The sequence below is a fragment of the Pseudokineococcus lusitanus genome (assembly GCF_003751265.1).
Lineage (GTDB): Bacteria > Actinomycetota > Actinomycetes > Actinomycetales > Quadrisphaeraceae > Pseudokineococcus > Pseudokineococcus lusitanus.
On record NZ_RJKN01000001.1, the window covers coordinates 568,210 to 587,928 of the forward strand.

The 19,719-nt window shown below is 77.3% G+C and carries 19 protein-coding genes; 7 read left to right on the top strand and 12 right to left on the bottom strand.

Annotated elements, in window-relative coordinates; genetic code table 11:
• Positions 1–7 precede the first annotated feature (7 nt).
• From EDC03_RS02525 to EDC03_RS02540, 4 genes are read right to left on the bottom strand one after another with little or no spacing between them, the layout of a single operon-like run.
• Positions 8–1,048, bottom strand: coding sequence for a hypothetical protein (locus EDC03_RS02525; protein ID WP_123378567.1), 1,041 nt, complete (start codon positions 1,046–1,048; stop codon positions 8–10).
• On the bottom strand, positions 1,045–1,542 hold the full coding sequence (locus EDC03_RS02530) for a hypothetical protein (protein WP_123378568.1): 498 nt from the start codon (positions 1,540–1,542) through the stop codon (positions 1,045–1,047). Before EDC03_RS02530 ends, EDC03_RS02525 begins: the two co-directional genes overlap by 4 nt.
• Positions 1,539–2,012 carry a hypothetical protein gene (locus tag EDC03_RS02535; RefSeq protein WP_123378569.1) on the bottom strand — a complete coding sequence of 158 codons (474 nt, stop codon included), beginning with the start codon at positions 2,010–2,012 and terminating at the stop codon, positions 1,539–1,541. The genes EDC03_RS02530 and EDC03_RS02535 overlap by 4 nt, the downstream gene beginning before the upstream one ends.
• Positions 2,009–2,503 carry a YdbT family protein gene (locus EDC03_RS02540; RefSeq protein WP_123378570.1) on the bottom strand — a complete coding sequence of 165 codons (495 nt, stop codon included), beginning with the start codon at positions 2,501–2,503 and terminating at the stop codon, positions 2,009–2,011. Before EDC03_RS02540 ends, EDC03_RS02535 begins: the two co-directional genes overlap by 4 nt.
• Positions 2,504–2,729: 226 nt before the next feature.
• Here EDC03_RS02540 and EDC03_RS02545 point away from each other — a divergent pair, with 226 nt between their 5' ends.
• From EDC03_RS02545 to EDC03_RS02560, 4 genes are all read left to right on the top strand, one after another.
• On the top strand, positions 2,730–4,361 hold the full coding sequence (locus EDC03_RS02545; protein WP_123378798.1) for an SDR family oxidoreductase: 1,632 nt from the start codon (positions 2,730–2,732) through the stop codon (positions 4,359–4,361).
• A gap of 46 nt (positions 4,362–4,407) precedes the next feature.
• Complete coding sequence (locus tag EDC03_RS02550) at positions 4,408–4,809, top strand: globin (protein WP_277872056.1); 402 nt, start codon at positions 4,408–4,410, stop codon at positions 4,807–4,809.
• Between the two features lie 91 nt (positions 4,810–4,900).
• Positions 4,901–6,676 (top strand): glycoside hydrolase family 13 protein, encoded by a 1,776-nt coding sequence (locus EDC03_RS02555; protein ID WP_123378571.1) that lies wholly within the window; start codon positions 4,901–4,903, stop codon positions 6,674–6,676.
• 219 nt (positions 6,677–6,895) lie between these two features.
• Positions 6,896–7,942, top strand: coding sequence for a sugar-binding domain-containing protein (locus EDC03_RS02560; RefSeq protein WP_199719862.1), 1,047 nt, complete (start codon positions 6,896–6,898; stop codon positions 7,940–7,942).
• A 46-nt stretch (positions 7,943–7,988) separates the two neighbouring features.
• On the opposite strand, the gene EDC03_RS02565 is transcribed toward EDC03_RS02560, so the two are convergent.
• The gene (locus tag EDC03_RS02565; RefSeq protein ID WP_123378573.1) at positions 7,989–8,474 is read right to left on the bottom strand and encodes an acyl-CoA thioesterase; all 486 of its coding nucleotides are present in this window, start codon (positions 8,472–8,474) and stop codon (positions 7,989–7,991) included.
• Positions 8,475–8,714: 240 nt separating this feature from the next.
• On the opposite strand from EDC03_RS02565, the gene EDC03_RS02570 reads away from it, so the two are divergent.
• Complete coding sequence (locus tag EDC03_RS02570) at positions 8,715–9,689, top strand: acyl-CoA thioesterase (RefSeq protein WP_123378800.1); 975 nt, start codon at positions 8,715–8,717, stop codon at positions 9,687–9,689.
• Positions 9,690–9,786: 97 nt separating this feature from the next.
• Here EDC03_RS02570 and EDC03_RS02575 read toward each other — a convergent pair whose 3' ends face one another.
• Entirely contained in the window at positions 9,787–10,230 is a 444-nt protein-coding gene (locus EDC03_RS02575) for an Lrp/AsnC family transcriptional regulator (RefSeq protein WP_199719863.1), read from the bottom strand.
• Between the two features lie 255 nt (positions 10,231–10,485).
• Here EDC03_RS02575 and ddaH point away from each other — a divergent pair, with 255 nt between their 5' ends.
• A complete protein-coding gene (gene ddaH / locus EDC03_RS02580; protein ID WP_422393788.1) occupies positions 10,486–11,310 on the top strand; it encodes a dimethylargininase in 825 nt (274 codons plus the stop codon).
• Between the two features lie 80 nt (positions 11,311–11,390).
• On the opposite strand, the gene EDC03_RS02585 is transcribed toward ddaH, so the two are convergent.
• Entirely contained in the window at positions 11,391–11,924 is a 534-nt protein-coding gene (locus tag EDC03_RS02585; protein WP_123378575.1) for a hypothetical protein, read from the bottom strand.
• Positions 11,925–12,326: 402 nt separating this feature from the next.
• On the opposite strand from EDC03_RS02585, the gene EDC03_RS02590 reads away from it, so the two are divergent.
• A complete protein-coding gene (locus tag EDC03_RS02590) occupies positions 12,327–12,947 on the top strand; it encodes a TetR/AcrR family transcriptional regulator C-terminal domain-containing protein (RefSeq protein ID WP_199719864.1) in 621 nt (206 codons plus the stop codon).
• A gap of 23 nt (positions 12,948–12,970) precedes the next feature.
• Here EDC03_RS02590 and EDC03_RS02595 read toward each other — a convergent pair whose 3' ends face one another.
• The 5 genes from EDC03_RS02595 to EDC03_RS02615 form a co-directional block, all read right to left on the bottom strand.
• Positions 12,971–13,252: a hypothetical protein gene (locus EDC03_RS02595; RefSeq protein WP_123378576.1), complete on the bottom strand. Its 282-nt coding sequence runs from the start codon at positions 13,250–13,252 to the stop codon at positions 12,971–12,973.
• Positions 13,249–13,830 (bottom strand): hypothetical protein, encoded by a 582-nt coding sequence (locus tag EDC03_RS02600; RefSeq protein WP_123378577.1) that lies wholly within the window; start codon positions 13,828–13,830, stop codon positions 13,249–13,251. Before EDC03_RS02600 ends, EDC03_RS02595 begins: the two co-directional genes overlap by 4 nt.
• A gap of 477 nt (positions 13,831–14,307) precedes the next feature.
• Positions 14,308–15,990: an energy-dependent translational throttle protein EttA gene (ettA, locus tag EDC03_RS02605; protein ID WP_123378578.1), complete on the bottom strand. Its 1,683-nt coding sequence runs from the start codon at positions 15,988–15,990 to the stop codon at positions 14,308–14,310.
• 9 nt (positions 15,991–15,999) lie between these two features.
• Positions 16,000–17,757 (bottom strand): GTPase, encoded by a 1,758-nt coding sequence (locus EDC03_RS02610; RefSeq protein ID WP_123378579.1) that lies wholly within the window; start codon positions 17,755–17,757, stop codon positions 16,000–16,002.
• Positions 17,754–19,532 carry a GTPase domain-containing protein gene (locus tag EDC03_RS02615; protein WP_123378803.1) on the bottom strand — a complete coding sequence of 593 codons (1,779 nt, stop codon included), beginning with the start codon at positions 19,530–19,532 and terminating at the stop codon, positions 17,754–17,756. The genes EDC03_RS02610 and EDC03_RS02615 overlap by 4 nt, the downstream gene beginning before the upstream one ends.
• Between the last annotated feature and the right edge of the window lie 187 nt (positions 19,533–19,719).

Sequence of the window (19,719 nt, forward strand, 5' to 3'; positions counted from 1 at the left end):
GGGCAGGTCATCCGGACCGGGTGACCTGCCCTTCGTCGCCCTCGCCGTCCCGGCCGTCCCCGCTGCCGGCGACGGCCGACGCCCGGGCCACCGCCTCCTCGACCCGGCGCCGCAGCAGGAGGGCCTGCTGCTCGTCGAGGCCCCACAGCGTCACCGGACCGCCCCTCAGGTGGAGCAGGCGCGGCGTCGCCTCCCACCGGGACGGGAGGACCACGTGCGTGCGGGTCGACCACGGCCGCTCCCGGTCGTCAGGTGCTCCGTCGGGGACGACGCCGGTGGGGCGGAGGAGGACGCGCTGCCGTCGGCGGAGCACGAGCCCCTGCACGCCCTGCCAGAGGGCGAGGGCGCCGACGACGACCGGCCAGGGCTCCGCCGGACGGTCCCCGAGCAGCCAGGACAGCAGCTGCCACACCAGCAGCGTGGTCCCGGCGGCGACCGCCACCACCGACCACGTCCGCCACCGCCTGGCGCCCATCGGCGCGACGAGGCGCCCGGGCAGCCCGTCGAGGTCGACGACGACCTGCCCCGCGGCGGCCGGTCCCGGCGCGTCCGGCAGGCGCCTCGGGCGACCGACCGGAGGACCCGCCGCCGCGCTCCGGGCGGCGGCGAGCCGCCGCCCGAGCTCGCGCACGTCGTCGTCCGACCACCCGGCGAGCGGCACCGGCGGCACGGCGGCACGGGCGCCGCCCCACAGCTCCGGCTGGTCGTTCCACCGGCTCGAGGGCCTGACCTCGCTCAGCGTCGACCACGGCGTGACCTCGCGCTGGTACCGCAGGCCGTCGTGCCTCCGGAGTCCCTCCGGCTCGAGGCGCACGTGGGCGCGCGCGCCGAGCAGGCCGAGCCCGAGGGCGCCGAGGGCCGTCACCACCCCGGCGAGCACGGCGAGCAGGACACCGACGCCGCCGACGGTGGCCCAGACGAGGCCCTGCACACCGACGGTGGAGGCCATGAGGGCCACCACCTGCGGCCCTCCGAAGGAGGTGTCGACCGCGAGACGTGAGGGCAGCCCCTCGACGTCGATGACGAGCGGAGCCCGCTCGTCGCTCACCGGGACACCCCGCCGTCCGACCGCTCGCGCGCGGCCTCGAGCCTCCGCTGCAGCTCGCGGGCGACCTCGGGCCGGACGCCGAGCAGGTCGACGTGCCCGCCGGGACCCGGCTCGTCGAGGATCAGGACGGCGTGCGGCGAGGTCGGCGTCGGCGGCTGGACGGCGACGACGTCCGACCACGGCGTCAGGGCCCCCGGGCGCAGACCGTCGTGGGTGCGGACACCGCCCGTCTCGAGGACGAGCCGAGCGCGACGGGCCAGGACCGTCAGGGCGAGCCCGGCGACGAGCACGACGACGTCGAGGGAGGCGCGCAGGACCGCACCACCGTCGTCTGCGGGAAGGTCCCGGACCAGGCCGAGGGCCCCACCGATGGTCAGCCCTCCTGCGCCGATCACCTGCCACCGCTGCGCACGGGTCCGCACGGCGGTCGGCAGACCCGTGAGGTCGAGGAGGGTCGACGGGGCGGCCGCCGGGCCGACGGGACCAGCGCTCACAGGGTCACCCCGCGCCCCGCCCGGGCGCGCCCGTCGACGAGCCGTACCCGCAGCCGCTCCGCCTGCTCGGCGTCCATCCCGACGAGCGGGACGGGGCGGTCCGAGGCGCGGGAGCCGAGCAGCTGCGGGTGCGCGCTCCACGGGCCGGCGGGCTGGACGTCACGGACGCGCCACCACGGACGCAGGCGACCCCGCCACAGCGGGTCGCCGCGGCGAAACCCCCACTCCTCGAGCCGGACCCGTGTCTGCAGCGCGCCAGCGAGGGTGCCGACCGCCATCACCGTGTAGAGCGTCCACACGACGAGCAGCCAGCGGTCCTCGTCCTCGCCCCACCGCAGGGACAGCTGCACCACCCCGATCAGCACCATGAGGCCGCCGAGCCACCGCCGGCCCACGCTGACGGGCTCGACCCACTCGCGGGGCACGCCCTCCAGGTCGACGGGGAACGGCGGGTCGGCCGAGCGCCTCACGCGTCGGCCCCCGTCCCGGCCCGTGCCGCGTGCAGCCGACGGCGCAGCTCCTCCGCCTGCTCACGGCTCATCGCCGCCAGCGGGACCGCGCCCACGCCCGCGTCCCCGAGCCGGAGCTCGGCCGGTGTGCTCCACCGGGGGTTGCCCGGGTCGACGTCGTGCACGCTCGACCAGGGGCGCAGGCGTCCGCGCCGCCACCCGCACAGACGGAAGCCGGTCGGCTCGAGCTCGACCCGGGTGCGCCGCGCGGCGGCGGTGGAGATGACGCCCAGCACGACCCAGCCCGTGGCGAGCCACGGTCGCAGGGGGTCGTCGCTGCTGGCGACGGCGACGCCCAGCCACAGGAGACCCACCAGCACCATCGCCGGCCCGGACCACCGGGCCACCCGCCCGGTCGACAGCGACGACCGCGTCGGCAGACCGTCCAGCTCCACCTGCACCGCGCCGTCCCCCGTGCGCACGTCGTCGTCGTCGCTCCGCCCCCCGGCCATCCCGCGATCATGGCGAGCGCCCTGGTCCCCCGCCCGCCCGACCCCCGCGGCCACCCGGACGAGTGATCCGGCGACCGCCGCGCGCACCCGACCGGGCGGGGCCAGCATGGTCGCCATGACGACCCCCGACGGCACCGCGCAGCACGTCCCTGCCACCGCCCACGGGGTCCACGGGCCGGGTGACGGCGACCTCGGCGGCACCGACCACATCGGGGCCGACGTGGCGATGGACACCACCGCCGTCGACGAGCGCGTCCACGCCGTCGTGCGGGACGACGGCACGACCCCGCGCGTCCTCGTCACGGGCGTCACGGGCTACATCGGCGGCCGCCTCGTCCCCCAGCTGCTCGCCGCGGGCTACCGCGTGCGCGCCATGGCCCGCCACCCCGAGCGGCTGGCCGACCGCCCGTGGGCGGACGACGTCGAGCTCGTCGAGGCCGACGCGAACGACGCCGACCAGCTGCGGCGGGCCATGGACGACGTCGACGTGGCGTACTACCTCGTCCACTCGCTGGGGTCGGGCAGCGACTTCGAGCAGCTCGACCGCTACACGGCCCGGACCTTCGCCTCGTCGGCCCGCGCGGCCGGCGTCAGCCGCATCGTCTACCTGGGCGGGCTCTACCCGGAGGGCGAGCACCTCTCCAAGCACCTCGGCTCGCGCAAGGAGGTCGGCGACATCTTCCTCGCCTCCGGCGTCCCGTCCGTGGTGCTCAAGGCAGCCGTCATCATCGGCTCCGGGTCCGCGTCCTTCGAGATGATGCGCAACCTCACCGAGATGCTGCCGGCGATGGTGACGCCCAAGTGGGTGCGCTCGCGCATCCAGCCGATCGCCGTCCGCGACGTCCTGCGGTACCTCGTCGGTGCCGCGCGGCTGCCCGGGGGCACCAACCGCGGCTTCGACATCGGCGGCCCGGACGTCCTCACCTACCGCGACATGATGCAGGGGTACGCCACCATCGCCGGCCTCAAGCCGCGCGTCATCGTGCCCTTGCCGGTGCTCACGCCCCGCCTGGCGTCCCGCTGGGTCGGTCTCGTCACCCCGGTGCCGAAGAAGATCGCGGCGCCGCTCGTCGGCAGCCTCGTGCACGACGTCGTGTGCAAGGAGAGCGACATCCGCACGTTCGTGCCCGACCCCGTGGGGGGCCTCATCGGCTTCCAGGAGTCGGTCCGCCTGGCGCTCACCCGGATCCGCGAGTTCCAGGTCGAGACGTCCTGGCGCTCGGCGAGCCTGCGGGGAGCCCCGAGCGAGCCGCTGCCCACCGACCCCGACTGGGCCGGTGGCGTCCTCTACGTCGACGACCGCAGCACCGTGGTCCACGCGCCGCCGGAGCACCTCTGGGCCGTGCTGCAGGGCATCGGCGGCGAGAACGGCTGGTACTCCTTCCAGCTCGGCTGGTGGACGCGCGGCGTCATGGACCAGGTCTTCGGCGGGCCGGGCCTGCGCCGCGGGCGCCGTGACCCGCTGCACCTCTCGGTCGGCGACGCCCTCGACTGGTGGCGCGTCGAGGCCGTCGAGCGCGGACGGCTCGTGCGGCTCCGCGCGGAGATGCGCCTGCCGGGCCTCGCCTGGCTCGACCTCTCCGTCGAGACGGGCGCCGAGGCGAAGGAGGCCGGTCGGCTGGGGGCGGACACCCCGGACGACGCCGTCGTCTTCCACCAGAAGGCGCTGTTCCACCCGCGCGGGCTGCCCGGCCGCCTCTACTGGACCGGCATCGTCCCGTTCCACGCGGTCGTCTTCGGCGGGATGCAGCGCAACGTCGCCCGGGCCGCGGAGAACGCCTACCGCGCCAACCCCGACGCCGACGCCCTCATGCGCGACCAGGCGGAGGCCGTCCGCACGCGCGACCGGGCCGCCTGAGGCGGCGCCCGTCGGTCGCCCCCGCGGGCTGGGGGAGACTGGGGCCGTGCGCATCCAGGGGCCCGGCGGGCAGGAGACCTTCTACGACGCCGTGGGCGGCCACGACACCTTCGTCCGTCTCGTCGACCGCTTCTACGACGGCGTCGCGCAGGACGAGGTGCTCCGGCCGCTCTACCCCGAGGAGGACCTCGGGCCCGCGAAGGACCGGCTCCGGATGTTCTTCGAGCAGTACTGGGGCGGCCCCACGACCTACTCGGACACCCGCGGGCACCCGCGGCTGCGGATGCGCCACGCCTCCTTCCCCGTGGGACCGGTGGCCCGCGACCGGTGGCTGCTCCACATGCGCGAGGCCGTGGACTCCCTCGACCTCCCGCCCCTGCTGCACGGCGAGCTGTGGGACTACCTGGAGCGCGCGGCGCACAGCCTCCTCAACACCATGGACGGCTGACGGGGGCCTGCACCGACCGGGCGACGACGCCGGCCGCGGTCGCCCCGAGGCCGTCGGAGGGGCCCCGCGGCGCGGGTAGCGTCCTCCCTCGATGTCCTCGACGCCCAGCCCCGGCCCCTCGACCACCACGGACGCCGACGTCCCCGACCTCCTCGCCGTGCCCGCCACGAGCGACCCCGACGCCCGCTCCCCCTGGTGGCGCTCCGCCGTCATCTACCAGGTCTACCCGCGCTCCTTCGCCGACGGCGACGGCGACGGCATCGGCGACCTGCCGGGCATCACCGCCCGCCTGCCGCACCTCGTCGAGCTCGGCGTCGACGCCCTCTGGCTGTCGCCCTTCTACACCTCGCCCCAGCACGACGCGGGCTACGACGTCGCGGACTACCGCGACGTCGACCCGCGCTTCGGGACGCTCGCGGACGCCGACGCCCTCGTCGCCCGCGCCCACGAGCTCGGCCTGCGCGTCGTCGTCGACCTCGTGCCCAACCACACCTCGTGGGACCACGCCTGGTTCCGCGCCGCCCTCGCGAGCGCCCCCGGCAGCCGCGAGCGCGGCCGCTACCTCTTCCGCGACGGCCGCGGCGAGCACGGCGAGCTGCCCCCGACGAGCTGGCGGTCGGTCTTCGGCGGCCCGGCGTGGACCCGCGTCACCGAGCCGGACGGCACGCCGGGCCAGTGGTACCTGCACCTCTTCGACGTCTCGCAGCCCGACCTCGACTGGTCGAGCTCCGAGGTCGTCGAGGAGTTCCACGACGTCCTGCGCTTCTGGCTGGACCGGGGCGTCGACGGCTTCCGCGTCGACGTCGCGCACGGGCTCGTCAAGGCCGACGGCCTCCCCGAGTGGGACGCCGCCCTCGAGATGATCTCCGGCAGCCTCGCCGGCGAGGGCGAGGCCCGCACGCCCCCGCCCATGTGGGACCAGGAGGGCGTCCACGAGATCTACCGCGGCTGGCGCAAGGTCCTCGACGACTACGACGGCGACCGCATGCTCGTGGCGGAGGCCTGGGTGCAGCCGCTCTCCCGCCTGGCGCGGTACGTCCGCGCGGACGAGATGCAGCAGGCCTTCAACTTCGCCTACCTCGTCTCCCCGCTGCGCGCGCAGGACCTCCGGGACGCCGTCGACGCCACGCGGGCTGCGCTCGACGCGGTCGGCGCACCCGCGACGTGGGTGCTCAGCAACCACGACGTCGTCCGCCACGCCACCCGCCTCGGCCTGTCGACCGACGGCGGCAACCCCGACGGCCTGTCGACGTCGGACCCGCAGCCCGACGCCGCCACCGGTCTGCGCCGTGCTCGCGCGGCCACGCTGCTCATGCTCGCGCTGCCCGGCGGGGCCTACCTGTACCAGGGCGAGGAGCTGGGCCTGCCCGACGTGGCGGTCCCGGACGACGCGCGCCAGGACCCGACGTGGGAGCGCTCGGAGCACGCGGTCAACGGGCGCGACGGCTGCCGCGTGCCGATCCCGTGGGAGAAGGACGCGCCGTCCTTCGGCTTCGGGCCGACCGACGCGTCGTGGCTGCCGCAGCCGGCCGTCTACGGCGAGCTGGCCCTCGACCAGCAGCGGGACGTGCCCGGCTCGACGTACGAGATGTACCGCGCCGCCCTGCGGCTGCGCCGAGAGCTGGCCCTCGGGACCGCCGACGACCTCGCGTGGACGGACCTCGACGGCGCCGCCCGGGTGGAGGACGGCGTGCTGGCCGCCCGCACCGGGGCCGCCGTCGTCGTCGCCAACCTCGGCGAGCAGGACGTCGTCCTGCCGACGGGCGCCGAGGTGCTGCTCGTCAGCGGCGACCTCGGCGCGGACGCCACCGACCCGGGGCGTCGTCTCCTGCCGCCCATGACGACCGCCTGGCTGCGGGGCGCCTGACCGCCCCCCGCCGAGCCCCGACGTCGCCCGTCCCGGTCCACCGGGGCGGGCGACGTCGTCGTCGGGGGGCGCTACAGTGCGGCGATCGCTCACCTGAGCGAGGCCCTCTCACGGATGAGCAACGCGGTGATCCCCGACGACGTGCGACCCGCCCGCAGCAGCGCCCGCCCTCCGGCGGCGGCGCCCCCCGGCGCGCCCGGGCCCCGCCCGGGGACCCGCGTGAGCCGACGCGGCCCCGGCCAGCGTCCGACCGAGCACCCGCCCGGCCCCACGGGCCTCGTGCTCCTCGGCGAGGTGGCGCGGCGCTTCCACGTGCTCGGCGACAGCAAGGTGCAGATCGCCGCCGACCTCGGGATCAGCCGCTTCAAGGTGGCCCGCCTGCTCGAGGAGGCGGCGGAGCGCGGCGTCGTCCGCGTCGTCGTCGAGGTCCCCGGCGGCACCGACCCCGCCCGGTCGGTCGCGCTCGCCGACGCCCTCGGCCTCGAGCGCGCGGTCGTCGTCGAGACGCCGGGCACCTCCAGCCGGGAGGAGTCCGTGGCCCGCCAGTGGCTCGGCGAGGCCGTGGCGGGGCTGCTCGAGGAGCTGCTCGTCGAGGGCGAGGTCCTCGGCCTCACGTGGAGCCGCACGCTCTCGCACGCCTCCGCCGCGCTGCAGCGGCTGCCCGCCTGCACGGTCGTCCAGCTGGCCGGCGCGCTGCACGACGAGACCGCGGCGGCCGGGACCGTCGAGATCGTCCGCAAGGCGGCCGCCGTCGGCGGCGGCCGTGCGCTGCCGATGTACGCGCCTCTCGTCACCGCCGACGCCGTGACCGCCGAGGCGCTCCGGCGCGACCCGGGCATCGCCGCCGCGCTCGGCCGCATCGACGACCTCACGACCGCCGTCGTGGCCGTCGGCGCCTGGGGCGAGGGCACGTCGACCATCTGGCCGATCGTCTCCGCGGCCGAGCGGGAGGCCGGCGTCGCCGCCGGCGCCGTGGCCGAGGTCAGCGGCCGTCTCCTCGCCGCGGACGGCAGCGTCGTGCCGAGCCGCTTCGACGACCGGGTGATGGCCCTCCGGCTCGAGCAGCTGGCCCGCGTCCCGGAGGTCGTCGCCGTCGCCTACGGCGCCGACCGGGCCGCGGCGGTGCTGGCCGTCGTCCGCACGGGCTGGGTGACGACGCTCGTCGCCGACGACGCCCTGGCCGACGCGCTCCTGGCGCTGCCGCCCGCCGACCTCGCCCCCGCGGACGAGGAGGCCGGGGAGGCCGGGGAGGCCGGGGAGGCCTGACGGCACCCCCGGCGTCGTGGGCCGGGCCCGGGCGTCGTCGGGCCCGTCAGCCCTCGGCCCGGGGCCGGCGGCGGAAGGCGACGGGCGGTCCGGACATCTCCGCGAACGCCTCCCGCTCCCCCGGCGTGATGCGCCGCGGGCGGCCGGTGCCCACGTCGACGAGCACGATGGTGGACTCGGCACGCGCGTAGACGACCCAGCCGTCCGCGTCGGCGGGCAGCCCCTCGTCGGGCGCGTCGGCGGCGAGACCCCGCACCTCGTAGGCGATGTCGAGGCTGGCGCCCGCGACCCGGCTGACCCACAGCCGCACGGTCACCGGGTCGTACTGGTACTTCAGCGGCACGAGGTACTCCACCTCGTTGCGGGCCACGATGGTCCCGGTGCCGCGCGAGGTGTCGTCGTCGCCGCGCCAGCCGCGCCAGCCGAGGATCCGGGCCTCCTCCATGAGGCGCACGTACTGCACGTTGTTGACGTGGCCGTAGGCGTCCATGTCGGACCAGCGCAGCGGGACGGGGATGTCGCGGACGGGCATGGCCCGATCGTCCCAGGCGCTCGGGGGTGCTCGCGGCCGCGCCGACGGCCGCGGGCGGACGCGGCCGCCCGCACGGGTCCCCCGGGCGGCCGCGGCGGCGCCGGTACCGTCGTCCACGTGGTGAGCACGGACGGCCGGGGCGACGGCGCGCGGCAGGAGACGGTGGCCGCCGTGCCGGACGCGGCGGGGGTGCCCTCGTGGCCCGAGCCGACCGGGCCCGGGGACGGGGCCCCCGGGCGCCTGCTCGAGCAGCTCCTCGACGTCCTCGACCTGCGCGCCGACGGCGTGGACGACCGGGGCCAGGACGTGTTCCAGGGGCAGACGCTCCCCCAGCCGCACGGACGGGTCTTCGGCGGCCAGGTGCTCGCGCAGGCCGTCGTCGCCGCGACCCGCACGGTCGGGGACGGCCGCGCGGGGGCGCCGGCACCCGGCGACCCGCCGCCCCCCGCCGCGGGCACCGCCCGGCCCATCCACTCGATGCACGGCTACTTCCTGCGCGCCGGCGACTCGCGGCTGCCCATCACCTTCGCCGTGGAGCGGCTCCGCGACGGGCGGTCCTTCACGGCACGCCGGGTCCACGCCCTCCAGCACGGGCGCCCGCTGCTGTCGATGATCGCCTCGTTCCAGACGCCGGCCGACGGCGTCGACCACCAGGTCGCGATGCCCGACGTCCCCGGGCCCGAGGACCTGCGGTCCACCGTCGACCTGCTCGGCAGCCCCCAGGCCCCGCCCGCGTGGCAGCCGCCCCCCGGGGACGAGCTCGACGAGGGCGCCCGCGCCTGGGCGGAGCGGTGGGCCCGCTCACGACCCATCGACCTCCGGCACGTCCCCGTCGCCGACCTGCCTCCCGATGTCGGGCAGGCGGTCTGGCTCCGGACCACCGCGCCCCTGCCCGACGACGACGCCCTGCACCGCGCCGTCCTCGCCTTCGCCAGCGACGACTCGCTCCTCGAGCCCGTCCTCGTCTCGCACGGCCTCACCTGGGCCACCCGGGGCCTGCGGATGACGAGCCTCGACCACGCCCTCTGGTGGCACCGGCCCGCCCGGGTCGACGAGTGGCTCCTCTACGCGCAGTCCTCCCCCACGGCGTCGGGCGCCCGCGGCCTCGCCACGGGCCGCCTCCACCGCCGGGACGGCGTCCTCGCCGCCACGGTAGCCCAGGAGGGGCTCGTCCGCCCGCCCCGCCCGGGCGCGGGCGCCGGCATCGCCACCTGACCCGCTGCCCCTCCCCCTTCCGGTCTTCGTGCGCCTCCACCGCCGGAAGCGGCCGTCAGGGCGGTGGAAGCGCACGAAGACCCGGGAGGGGCGGGGGTCAGGTGCCGGGGCGGGCCCGGTCGAGCAGGCGGGACAGCACGATGACCGACTCGGTCGCGGCGACGTCCAGCTCGTCCCGCACGCGCTCCAGGGCCCGCTCGAGGTGCTGGACGTCCGCGGCGAGCAGCCGCAGGAGCGCGTCCGCGCGGCCCGTCACGGTGACGGCCTCGACGACCTCGGGGATCTCCACGAGGCGGCGGCGCAGCTCGGCCGGCGCGACGGGCCCGTCGCAGCGGACCTCCACGTAGGCCTCGGTCCGCCACCCCAGCGCCGCGGGGTCGACGACGGCCGTGAAGCCACGGAGCGCCCCGCTCTCCACCAGGCGGTCCACCCGCCGTTTCACCGCGGACGCCGAGAGCCCCACGGCGTCGCCCACCTGGGCGAAGGTCGCCCGGCCGTCCCGGACGAGGTGGCGCAGCACCTTCTCGTCGAGCTCGTCCACGGGCTCCTCCTCGCGCAACGGATCGTCGTCGTGGGCACCGTAGACGCACGAGACCCGCGTCTGTGCGCAGGGCGGCGGCGTTGTGCCGTACGGCGCCACGCTCCTACCGTCCGGCTGGACGGTCCGGTCCCGCGGTCGTCCCCTCCGCGGCGCCCCGGCGCCCCGAGCCCAGGAGCGCCGTCCGTGACGCAGACCTCCGCCGAGCCCGCCGGCGTCGGCACCCCGCCGGTCGTCCCGGCGCCCCGTCCCGCCCCGATCGCGGGGACCGTCCGCGTGGCCCGGCGGCGGCGGTACGTGATGTGCCGGCCGGAGCACTTCGCCGTCCGGTACGCCATCAACCCGTGGATGGACGTCGACGTCCCCGTGGACCGCGCGCTCGCCCTGCGGCAGTGGGAGGAGCTGCGCCGCACCTACGTGTCCCTCGGCCACGAGGTGCTGCTGCTGCCGCCGGAGCCCGGCCTGCCGGACATGGTCTTCGCGGCGAACGGCGCCGTGGTCGTCGGCGACCGGGCGCTGGGCGCCCGCTTCGCCCACGCCGAGCGCGCGGCCGAGGCAGGCCACCACCGGGCCTGGCTGAGCGCGCACGGCGTCGCCGTCGAGACGCCCGAGCACGTCGGCGAGGGCGAGGGCGACCTCCTCGTCGTCGGTCGGACGCTGCTGGCGGGCACCGGTTTCCGCACGGCACCCGCCGCCCACGAGGAGGCCGCGCGGACGCTCGGGCTGCCGGTGGTGCCCCTGCGGCTCGTGGACCCGCGGTACTACCACCTCGACACGGCGCTGGCCGTGCTCGGCGACGACGACGTCGCCTACCTCCCGGAGGCCTTCGACGCCGAGGGCGTCGCCACGCTGCGACGCCTCTTCCCCGACGCGCTCGAGGTCGCCGCGGACGAGGCGGCGCTGCTCGCCCTCAACGCCGTCTCGGACGGGCGCCACGTCGTGCTGCCGGCCGCGGCCGTCCGGACGGCGGACGCCCTGGCCGCCCGCGGCTACTCCCCCGTCCCCGTCGACCTGTCGGAGCTGCTCAAGGCCGGGGGCTCGGTCAAGTGCTGCACGCTGGAGCTGCACGCCCGTCCGGCCTGAGGGGTCCGGGACGACGACGTCCCACGCCCCCCGCCGTCGTGCGGCGGGGGGCGTGGGACGGGTCAGCGGGCTCGCCGTGGTCAGCGGGCGTCGGTGCCGTGGTCGTAGTCGGTCTGGTCGTGGTCGTCGCCCTCGATCTCCTTGGCGAGCAGGCCGGAGCCGAGGGCCCACAGCGCCGCGCCGACGATCGCCACGTAGACGCCGATCTGCGCCGACAGGTCGTCGCCGCGCTCGAGCCCGCCCATGGGGTTGAAGGAGAAGGCCACCGCCTGGACCGTCACCGCGAGGGCGACGGCCATGGACACGAGCGTGAGGCCGCGGTGCTGGCCGTGGTCGGAGCGCCCACGGGCGTAGACCATCGCGAGGAGCAGGCCCAGGCCGAGGTAGGCCATGAAGGGCACGAGGGAGTCGGTCTCGTAGCCCGTGCGGCGGGGCTCCTCGTCGGCGCCCAGGCCGACCCAGTTCATGAACGGCGAGACGTTGAGGACGACGACGCCCAGCGCCGCGACGGCCAGGCCCGTGGACTTGGCCTTGCGGGGCGTGCTGGGGGCCGGGCGGGAGCTGCGGGGTGCCGTGCCGGAGGCGGCGCGGTCGGTCGAGTTGGCGTTCGCCATGGGGATGTCCTTGTCGGGAGTGGCGCTGGTGCGCGCCGTCGAGGGTGCGGCGACCGCGGGTGCGCGGGCAGCACTGGAGCCAGGAGGTCTGGGGCGGGAGCGACCAGGGCCGGTCGACCGCACGGGGCGGGACCACGGCTCTCCTGCGTCGTCTGTCTACAACGTAGGCTCCGCTGTAGACGGTAGGGGCGGTCGGGGGATGGTGCAACACGGGCGGACGCGGCACGCGCGCCGGCCCGACGACGGGACGCGGAGGAGGCGGTGCACGTGGTGGTCGACGACCCCGTGGCGGCGGACGGTGACGCCCGTCGAGGGGGGCGTGCCGGGGCGAGGGGCGAGCGGCGGCCGACGTCGCGCCGCCCCGCGTCCGGGCGCCGGGGCGCGCTGGACCGCGAGCGCGTCGTGCGGACCGCCCTGGCCGTGGTCGACGCGGAGGGCCTGGACGCGCTGACGATGCGGCGCCTCGGGGCCGAGCTGGGCTGCGACCCCATGGCGGTCTACCGGCACACGCCCAACCGCGACGCCGTGCTCGACGGCATCGCCGAGCTCGTCGTGGAGCAGCTCGCGACGCCGGCCGGGTCCGGCGACTGGCAGGAGGACCTCCGCGCGTCGGCCCACGCCTTCCGCGCCCTCGCCCTGGCGCACCCGCACGTCGCCCCGCTCGTCATCACCCGCCCGCTGTCCACCCCCATCGGGCTGCGCCCGCTCGGCACCCTCCGCCCGTTGGAGCGAACCCTCGCGCTGCTGGAGGACGCCGGCTTCGCGCCGGAGGACGCCCTGCACGTCTACCGCGCCGTCACGTCCTTCGTCGCCGGCCACGTCCTCACCGAGCTCCAGGAGCTCGTCGTGGACCCCGAGGAGACCGACGACCTGCTGCGCCTCGGGCTCTACCGCCTGCCCCCCGGCGAGTTCCCCCGCACCCGGGCCCTGGCCGGCGCCCTGGCGCGCTACGACGGCGGCGCCGAGCTCGACCAGGGCCTGGACGTCCTGCTGTCCGGGCTGCGGGCGCAGCTGCTCGGCTGACGCCGTCGCGCGGCGGCGACGCCTCAGCCGGCGGCGTGCACGTCGGGGTCCGGGGCCGCGCGGTCGAGGCCCTCGGGGGCCTCCGCCGTGCCGAGGACGACCCGACGGCCCGCGGAGATCTCGGACGCGGAGGCCCGCATCCACGAGGGCGGCTGGTCCGGCAGGTGCGCCGCGACGAGCGCCCGCTGCAGGGCCGCCACGACGTCGACGGGGCGGGCCCCGCGGTGCGTCGCCGTGGTCGCGGTCACCACCCCCTGGAGCCGGTGCTGGAGGTCGAGCAGCGACTCCGGGTGCGTCTCGGTCACCCGTGCCGCCGACCGAGCGCCGTGCGGACGAGGCCGCGCGACTGCTCCTCCGGCTTCTGCTGCTCGCCCTGCTGCGCCGTGAGGGCGACCAGCGCACCGGTCAGCGCCGGCGTCACCCACTGCCAGACCCGCAGCTGCTGCAGGAGCGTGGCGACGTCGCCCGGCGTCGACGGGAGCGGCACGACGCCGTCGCGCGTGGGGACGGGCCCCACCGCCGCGGTGCGGGCGCCGAGGGCGCCCGTCCGCGCGGCCGCCAGGAGGGCCGCACCGGTGAGGACGAGCTTGGCGTTGGTGTTCGCCCGCACCCCCTGCTGGGCCGCGACGCGGCCGCGGTTGCGGTAGAGGATCACCGCGCCGCCGAGCAGGTGGGCGCCGATGGCGGCCGCCTGGACGGGGGCCCACCGGGCCCAGCCCTCGGTCGCGACGGGGAGCCGGTCGGTGGGGTCGCCCACGCGGCGGGAGGCCCCGTTGAGGCCGACGGCCCCCATGAGGGAGCCGCCGAACCAGACGGCCAGCCCGGCGTCGTGCAGGGTCCGGACCACGGTGCTGCGCGGGGTGGTGGTGCTCGTCGAGGGCATGTCGGCTCCGGGGGAGGTGGCGCGGCGCGGGTGCCCGACGCCGGCGGGGGGACGACGGCACGGGTCGCGCCGTCGGTGCGGGAGCGGTCCCCGGGAGGGCGCACCGGCAGGCGGCGTCCCGTCGGGGGCCGCGGGGCTCACGCGGGGGTCCGTCGGTCCCGCTGCCGCGGGAGGGCGGCGCGGGTCCCGGCCGGTCCGTCCCGGTGGGGGTCGCGGTGGCCCGCGGGGGCGTCGGTGCCGTCGGAGGGCGACCGTCCGGCGGGGATCCCGGGCAGGCCGGGGAGCGCGGGGTCGGTGCTGGTCATGAGGTCCCGTCGGCGAGCACGTCGAGGTCGGGCGGACGTGCGGCCGGGACCGGGGCAGCACGTCGATGCTCGCAGACCTGCGCCGGTGCCGCGCGGCCGGCGCGGGCCCCGGGGACGGCAGAGGGGCAGGTCGCCGTCGGCGACCTGCCCCTCTGCCTCGTGCTGCGCGCGCTCAGTCGCGCGTGAGCCGGCGGTACGTCACACGGTGCGGGCGGGCCGCGTCCGGGCCGAGGCGCTCGACCTTGTTCGCCTCGTAGGCGTCGAAGTTGCCCTCGAACCAGTACCAGCTCGACGGGTTCTCCGGCGTGCCCTCGTAGGCGAGGATGTGGGTGCAGACCCGGTCCAGGAACCACCGGTCGTGGGAGATGACCACGGCGCAGCCGGGGAACTCCAGCAGCGCGTTCTCGAGGCTGCCGAGGGTCTCGACGTCGAGGTCGTTCGTCGGCTCGTCGAGGAGCAGCAGGTTGCCGCCCTCCTTGAGCGTCATGGCGAGGTTGAGGCGGTTGCGCTCGCCGCCGGACAGGACGTCGGCCGGCTTCTGCTGGTCCGGCCCCTTGAAGCCGAAGGCCGAGACGTACGCCCGCGAGGGCATCTCGACGTTGCCGACGTGGATCCAGTCGAGGCCGTCGGACACGGTCTCCCACAGCGTCTTGCTGTGGTCGAGGCCCTGCCGGCCCTGGTCGACGTAGGAGATCTTCACGGTGTCGCCGACCTTGACCGTGCCGGAGTCCGGCTCCTCGAGGCCCACGATCGTCTTGAAGAGCGTCGTCTTGCCGACGCCGTTCGGGCCGATGACGCCGACGATGCCGTTGCGCGGCAGCGTGAACGACAGGCCGTCGATGAGGACGCGGTCGCCGAAGCCCTTGCGGAGGTCCGAGACCTCGATGACCTGGCTGCCCAGGCGCGGGCCCGGCGGGATCTGGATCTCCTCGAAGTCCAGCTTCCGCGTGCGCTCGGCCTCGGCCGCCATCTCCTCGTAGCGGGCCAGGCGGGCCTTCGACTTCGTCTGCCGGCCCTTGGCGTTGGAACGCACCCACTCGAGCTCGTCCGCCAGGCGCTTGGCCATCTTGACGTCCTTCTTGCCCTGCACCTGCAGGCGGGCCTGCTTCTTCTCGAGGTACGTCGAGTAGTTGCCCTCGTAGGGGTACAGGCGGCCGCGGTCGACCTCGGCGATCCACTGGGCGACGTTGTCGAGGAAGTACCGGTCGTGCGTCACCGCGAGGACGGCACCGGGGTACGCGGCGAGGTGCTGCTCGAGCCACGTCACGCTCTCGGCGTCGAGGTGGTTGGTGGGCTCGTCGAGCAGCAGCAGGTCCGGCTTGCTCAGCAGCAGCTTGCAGAGGGCCACGCGGCGCTTCTCGCCGCCGGAGAGGACGGTGACGTCGGCGTCGCCGGGCGGGCAGCGGAGGGCGTCCATCGCCTGGTCGAGCTGGGAGTCGAGGTCCCACGCGTCGGCCGCGTCGATCTCCTCCTGCAGCGCGCCCATCTCGGTCATGAGGGCGTCGAAGTCCGCGTCGGGCTCGGCCATCTCGAGGCCGATGGCGTCGAAGCGCTCCTTCTTGGCGACGATCTCGCCGAGGCCGTCCTTGACGTTGCCGAGGACGTCCTTGGTCTCGTCGAGCTGCGGCTCCTGCATGAGGATGCCGACGCTGTACCCGGCGGACAGGCGCGCCTCGCCGTTCGAGGGCTGGTCGAGCCCCGCCATGATCTTGAGGATGGTCGACTTGCCGGCGCCGTTGGGCCCCACGACGCCGATCTTGGCGCCGGGGAAGAACGACATGCTGACGTCGTCGAGGATGACCTTGTCGCCGTGCGCCTTGCGCGCCTTGGTCATGGTGTAGATGAACTCGGCCATGCCCCCAGGCTAGTGGGCGCGCCCGCGCCGTCCCGACGCCGAGGACGCGCGACCGCCCCCGCCCGGCAGCAGGCCCGCCCGGACCCGCTCGTGCTCGGCCAGCACCGCGGCGACCGGCGCGAGCACCGCCCCGTCCGCCACGGTCCGCACGGCGGCGTCGAGCCGTTCCTGCGCCGTCCGCCGCGCGCGCCGCGCCGTGACCGCCGCCACCCGGGCCGTGACGGCGGACAGGAGCAGCCCGCCGAGCAGCCCTCCGACGAGCAGCACGGTCGGCAGCGGGAGCACCCGGGTGCCGTCCGTGCGCTCCGGGCCGACGGCCGGCACCGGGACGGGCGGCAGCTGGAGCCAGGCCGCGGCACCGAGCAGCACGAGCCAGAGCAGCCCCGCGAGGGCGGCCGCGGCGAGCAGCGCCTGGAGGACCCCGGCGACGGCCCACCACCGCGGCGTCGGGCGCGGCAGCTCGACGCCGACGAGGGCGCGGTCGAGCGCGTCGGCGACGTCGCCGCCGGCCGGGGCGGCGGCCGCGCGGACGGCGCCGCGCCACCGCTCCGGCAGCGGTCGCCCGGCCTCGGCGGCGACGTGGCGCCCGGCCAGGTCGACGGCGGCACGCTGGGACGGCGTGGGCGCGGGCACGCTGCTGACGACGAGCTCCGCACCTCCGGGCGCCCCGCCCGCGTCCTCGCGGGGCGCGAGGCCGAGGCGGCGCAGGGGCTCGCGGCGCAGCCGGCCGGTCCAGCGCAGCGGCAGCCAGCCGGTCCGGCGGGCCGCGCGGCGACGGGTGTCGGCCTCGACGGCGTCGACGACGGCGGGCACCCCGGCCGCCGCCCCCAGCGCCCGGACCAGCTCCCCGGCGCCGGGCACCTCCCCCGCCGTCGGGACGACCACGCCGTCGGCGGTCCCGGCCAGGAGCGCGCCGCGGACCTGCTCGAGGTCCGCGGCGGTCCGGCGGAGCGCGACGGCGCGGGCGGCCACGGCGTCGGCCAGGCGCTCCCGCAGCGCCGGGACGCCCTGCCCGGTGCGCGCCGAGACGGCCAGCACGTCCGCGCCGGGGAGGCCGTCCTCGACGAGCAGGCGCCGCAGGTCGCCCTCGGCGGCGGCGGCGTCCTCGGCGCCGAGCCGGTCGACCTGGTTGAGCGCCATCAGCACGACGTCGTCGTGGCCCGCGAGCCGCCGCAGGTACCGGGCGTGGAGGGCGTCGTCGGCGTACTTCTGCGGGTCGACGACCCACACGAGGAGGTCGACGAGCCGCACGAGACGGTCCACCTCGAGGCGGTGGGCGTCCGCCGTCGAGTCGTGGTCGGGCAGGTCGAGGAGGACGAGCCCGTGCAGGTCGGCCTCGTCGTCGCCGTCGAGGGCGCTCTCCCGCTCGGTGCGGTGACGGCGCGGCACCTCGAGCCACGCCAGCAGCTCCTCGGCGGGCTCCGGGCCCCACACGCAGGCGGTGGAGACCGAGGTCGTCGGCCGCCGGGCCCCGACCTGGGCGATCGGGAGCCCCGACAGCGCGTTGAAGAGGCTGGACTTGCCGCTGCCCGTCGCGCCCGCGAGGGCGACGACGGTGCGGTCGCTGCCCAGCCGGAGGCGCTCGTCCGCACGGTCGAGCACCGGCCCGGCGGCGGCGACGGCGGACGGGTCCAGCCGCTCCCCGCCGAGCGCGACGGCCTCCCGCAGGGCGGCGAGCCGCTCGGCGAGCGCCGGCGCGTCGACGGGCACCTCCTCCTCGGCCCGACGGCCGCGGAGGGCGCCGACCCGGTCGCGGAGCCCGCTCACGCCGTCGCCCGGCGGGCGGCGACGACGGCGGCCACGGCCCGCTCCAGCCGGGCCGGGGCCTCCTCGTCGACGCCGGTGGCGGCGAGGACCTCCAGCAGCCGCACGCGCGGCCCGTCCACGAGCTCGTCGACGCGGCGGAGCAGGTCGGCCCGGGCCCGGTCGGCGAGCGCGCGCACGGCGGCGTCGCCGAAGACGGCCTCGAGCAGCCGCTGGCCGACGGCGGCCGCGCCGACGCCGACGCCGACCTCCGCGCCCGTGGGGATGAAGGCGGTGCTCGCGAAGACGACGACCATGAGCGCGACGCCCAGCGCGTTGACGCCGAAGGAGAGGACCCGGGCGCGGGAGCGGCGGCCCGCCCCCTCCTCGCGGACGAGCTCGAGGACGCCGCGCTGCCAGTCGCGCACGAGCCGGGCGACGCGCTCGTCGAAGTCCGCGGGCAGGTCGAGCAGGTCGCCGGCGGTGCCGGCCGAGCCGGCCAGCGCCACGGCCTGGGCGCCGGCGGGACGGGCGAGCCAGCGGTCGCGCGTGCGGTCCAGCGCGCCCGCGCAGCGGGCGCGGACGAGGGCGACCACCCCGGTGCGGACGGCGTCGCCCACGGGCTCCGGGCGCGGCGCGGGGCGCCCGCGGACGGCGGCCGAGACCCGGTCGCGCAGCCGCCCGACGGCCGAGTCGAGGTTGCGCAGGAGCTCGCCGGTCCCGACGAACTCCTGCCAGCGCGCGAGCACCTCGCCGCGCAGGAGCGTCCCGTCGGTCAGCTCGCCCTCGAGCTCCTCGCGCCCCTGCGCGAAGGCGGCGACGACGTCGGACCGCAGCGCCTCGAGCGCGGCCGTCTGGGCGGCGGCCGCGCCGAGCGCCGGTGCGGCGGAGGCCGGCACGGCCTCGAGCGCCCCGGTGAGGGTGCGCCGGACGACGGTGGCGCGCCGCCGGGCGTCGCCGGCGAGGTCCTCGAGCCAGCGGCGCAGCGGCGCGACGGCGGCGGCGGGCAGGAGCCCGTCCTCCCCCGTTGCGCCCTCGAGCACGGTGAACAGCGGCGCCGCGCCGAGGCCGCCGTCGCGGAGCATGCCGGCGAGGTCGCCCCGGACCTCGCGCAGGACGTCGGCGTCGCCCGGACCCGAGGGCACGCGGTCGAGCACGACGGCGACGGAGGCGCCCCGCGCGGCGGCGTCGGCCAGCAGCGCCCACGGGACGGCGTCGGCGTAGCGCGACGCCGTCGTCACGAAGAGCCAGAGGTCCGCCGCGCCGAGCAGCTGGGCGGCGAGCGCACGGTTCGCGTCGACGACGGAGTCGACGTCGGGCGCGTCGAGGAGGGCCAGGCCCTGCGGCACCCCGGCGGACGCCACGAGCCGCAGCTCGGCGGGCCCCGGCGCGTCGGCCGACGGCGGGGCGACCTGCTCCTCGGCCCCGGTGGCCCGGGCCAGCGCCGGCAGGACGCGGTCGCCGGTGAACCAGCGCGCGTCCTCGGGGTGGTGCGCGAGGACGGGGGCCCGCGTCGTCGGTCGCAGGGCCCCGGCCACCGAGACCCGCTCGCGCAGCAGCGCGTTGACGAGCGTGGACTTGCCGGCACCCGTCGAGCCGCCGACGACGGCGAGCAGGGGCGCGTCGACGGCCCGCAGCCGCGGGAGGAGGTGGTCGTCGAGCCGGTCCCGCAGGGCGGTCGCGGCGGCACGGCCGCGGGCGCCGTCCGGCAGGTCGAGCGGGAGCCGGAGGTCGGCGAGGCCGGCCCGCAGCTCCTCGAGGGCGCGGACGAGGTCCTCGGTGCCCTGCGCCTCGCTCACGGACCCAGCGTGCCAGCCCGGGGTCGCCCGCCGCTCGCCCACCGGTCCGCCGGGGCCGACCGGGACGGCGTCGCCCTCACCCGTCCGGGCGACGTCCCGGCGTCGACCCCATCCGTCGACGGAAAGGTGCCGAAAGTTCCCGTGCGCACCGCGCCGCTGCCCCCCACACTGGGCGCGCGGGGTGCCG